The sequence below is a fragment of the Bacteroidota bacterium genome, assembly GCA_034723125.1.
Taxonomy (GTDB): Bacteria; Bacteroidota; Bacteroidia; order CAILMK01; family JAAYUY01; genus JAYEOP01.
In genome coordinates, this window is record JAYEOP010000182.1 from 1 (window position 1) to 3,711 (window position 3,711).

Sequence of the window (3,711 nt, forward strand, 5' to 3'; positions counted from 1 at the left end):
TTGCTGACCACAACTGTTGCTTAACGTCATCTTTTTACTTCAAAATTCTTTATTCCTTGTTCAGTATTCATTATTAAAAATACGACATAATTAAATTATGGCTGAGAAGTTTGCTGTAAAAATCGGTGTTAATGAGTCCACCCTAACCCGAAAAACCAATTTGTTTGCCCCATCCCAAAAAAAAGAAAATAGTAACAAGTGCATATATTGTTGCGAAAATATCGAATATCGACCACGTTCGCTGTAGCTTTAGCGGTTGCGAAACAAGGAATTATGAATAATGAAATTTGTTGACCACAACAGTTGCTTAGTAAGACTAAAAAGTGGCTTAATAATTGTTTTCTCTTGCCCTAAATTTAGACGTATTATTTGACTATGAATAAATTGACAAAAAAAAATATTTTCAACAAAATCGATTCTTATTTCCTTGATTCCCAAATTTTAAATACGTTTGTATTCTTTTAAAAACAAATATATATTTATCTAAATAACTAATTTATATCATTATGAAAAAAAATATTAAAAATTATCTTGCCTTAGTAACGCTTTTATTTCTTTCTTTTGGGCTTTTTGCCCAGCAAGGAAATATTATTATTCCTAAAGACATGAACACAGCTTTACCTGTTGACCCTAAAATTACTACAGGTAAATTAGACAATGGAATAAAGTATTACATAAGGAAAAACGAAAAGCCAAAAAACAGGGCAGAGCTACGATTAGTTGTCAATGTAGGTTCAATCCTAGAAGATGAAGATCAAAGAGGACTTGCACATTTTTGTGAGCACATGGCTTTTAACGGTACAAAAAACTTTGAAGAAAATCACATTGTATCTTTCCTTGAATCAATAGGAATGAAATTTGGAGCTGAGGTTAATGCTTATACAGGTTTTGATGAAACTGTTTATATGCTTACAATCCCAATGGAAAATAAATCCTTTCTTGATACAGGCTTTATGATTCTTTCAGATTGGGCTCACAATGTTGCTTATACAGCTGAGGAAATTGATAAAGAAAGAGGTGTTATTCATGAAGAATGGAGACTTGGAAGAGGTGCAAATGACAGAATGATGCGTGAATATTTTCCTGTGATGTTTCATAATTCACATTATGCAGAAAGATTACCTATCGGAAAAATGGACATTGTAGATAATTGTCCTCATGATGCTTTAAGAAGGTTTTATAAAGATTGGTACAGACCTGATCTTCAAGCAGTGGTAGCTGTTGGTGATTTTGATGTTAAAGAAGTTGAAAATTATATTAAAAGATATTTTTCACCGATAAAATTAAAAGAGCTTCCCAGAGAAAGAAAATTATATGACGTTCCTGACCATAAAAAACCTCTTGTATCAATTGTTTCAGATAAGGAAAATCCTTATACAATGCTTCAAATGTATATAAAACATGATAAAGCTGAAGAAGGAACATATCAAGCTTACAGGAATAATATTGTAAGGTCATTATTTTCTTCAATGCTATCAAACAGACTTAGTGAAAAACTTAATGAAAAAGATCCACCGTTTATGTTTGCCTACGGGGGATATAGCAATTTAATCAGGACAAAAGATGCTTTTATGCTAATGGCAATGGCAAAAAATAACAAAGTAGAAGAAAGTCTTAAAATTTTAGTTGAGGAAACAGAAAGGATTAAAAGACATGGTTTTACTATCACAGAACTTGAAAGGCAAAAAATTGAGATGCTGAGTGGTATTGAAAAAATGTATAACGAAAGGGATAAGCAAAAGTCAAGTGCTTATGTAGGAGAATATCAAAGGAATTATTTACACAATGAAAGTATTCCCGGTATCGAATACGAATTTGAGCTTTACAAAAAGTTTCTACCTACAATAAAAGTTGAGGAGTTGAATATGCTTGTTGAGAAATATGTAACAGATAAAAACACTGTTATTGTTGTTACTCTGCCTGAGAAAAAAAGCATTGTAAAACCTGAAAAAAAAGAACTTCTTAAAATTATCAAAGATGTTAGGTCTCAAAAAGATATTGAAGCTTATGTTGACAAGGTTTCTAACGAGCCTCTGATTAACACAGACCCAAAACCGGGAAAAGTTGTTTCAACAAAAGACATTAAAGAATTTGAAGCAAAAGAAATAACATTAAGCAATGGAGTTAAAGTTGTTTTAAAGAAAACAGATTTTAAAAATGATGAGATATTGATGCAAGCTTATAGTTTAGGTGGCAATTCTCTTTATGGTATTGAAGATGATTTCTCTGCAAGTTATGCTGATAATGTAATAAACAATAGCGGACTTGCTAATTTTGACAATATTGAACTTAAAAAAATGCTTGCAGGTAAAATTGTTAGTGTTAGTCCTTGGATTAGTGAAATGCAAGAAGGACTTAGAGGTCGCTCAACTCCTAAAGATTTTGAAACAATGTTGCAACTTGTTCATTTATATTTTACAAGTCCAAGAAAGGATTCTAAAGCTTACGATAATTTTATTTCCGAACAAGAAAACATGCTTAAGAACAGAGAAGCTAGTCCACGAACAGCTTTTGGTGATACTATAACTGTTACAATGGCACAACATCATCCTCGCAGAATGCCAACTACTATTGAAGATTTGAAAGAAGCTGACCATAAGCAAATGCTTAAAATTTACAAAGAGCGTTTTGAAAATGCAGGAGATTTTACTTTTTTCTTTGTAGGGAATTTTGATATGGAAATAATGACATCACTTCTTGAAGTATATCTTGGAAGCCTTCCTTCATCAAACAAAAATGAAACATGGAAAGACCTTGGAATAAGAGATGCTAAGGGCGTAATAGAAAAAACAGTTCACAAGGGAGTTGAGCCTAAAGCCACTGTTTTTATGAGTTTCCAAGGTGAAAGTAAATACGATTTTGATACAAGATTGAAAATGAAAGTTTTAACTAGTATTTTAACAATTCGCTTAAGAGAAAATATTAGAGAAAAACAAGGTGGAGTTTATTCAATTAGCTGTTGGGCACGTAATTCCCATTATCCTGTTGAAAAATATAATATTGGAATTTACTTTGGTTGTGCTCCTTCAAATGTTGATAATCTTGTAAACAGTGTTTTTGATGAAATAAAAATGATTAAAAAAGATGGTGGAACTCAAGCTAATCTTGATAAAGTAACAAAAAATATGTTACGCACCAGAGAAACAAAGGTTAGAGAAAATAACTTTTGGTTAGGAACACTAAAACATTATTATTATCATAACGAAGATTTTTCTGAATTTGCAAAATATGAAGAAGCAGTAAGAAATATTAAAGTTGAAGATATTATTGAAGTAGCTAATAAATATATAAATAAAGAAAATTATATAAAAGTTGTTTTGTTGCCTGAAAAGGGAACTAAAGAGAAAGACGAATAATTACTTGTTTCGAATAAAAAAAAGCCTGCAATCATTTTGGTTGCAGGCTTTTTTTTGTCCTATATTGATTTGATTGGGTAATAAAATTTGCTACAGATTATGGAATAGCCATGACTTTGTCATAAAATTATCGAATTGAAAATTAGAGCAGAACAAATGCATATATATTGTTGCGGAAATATCGAATATCGACCACGTTCGCTGTAGCTTTAGCGGTTGCGAAACAAGGAATTATGAATAATGAAATTTGTTGACCACAAAAATTGCTTAGCGAAAATATTAACATACGAAATACCCATTAAAAACGTCATTGCGAGGACAAAGGACGAAGCAATCTGTTGAATTGAAGTACGGT

Annotated in this window: 1 protein-coding gene; it reads left to right on the forward strand. The window is 31.2% G+C overall.

Annotated elements, in window-relative coordinates:
- The first annotated feature begins 506 nt into the window (after positions 1-506).
- Positions 507-3,356 carry an insulinase family protein gene (locus tag U9R42_05425; GenBank protein MEA3495460.1) on the forward strand — a complete coding sequence of 950 codons (2,850 nt, stop codon included), beginning with the start codon at positions 507-509 and terminating at the stop codon, positions 3,354-3,356.
- Positions 3,357-3,711 lie beyond the last annotated feature (355 nt).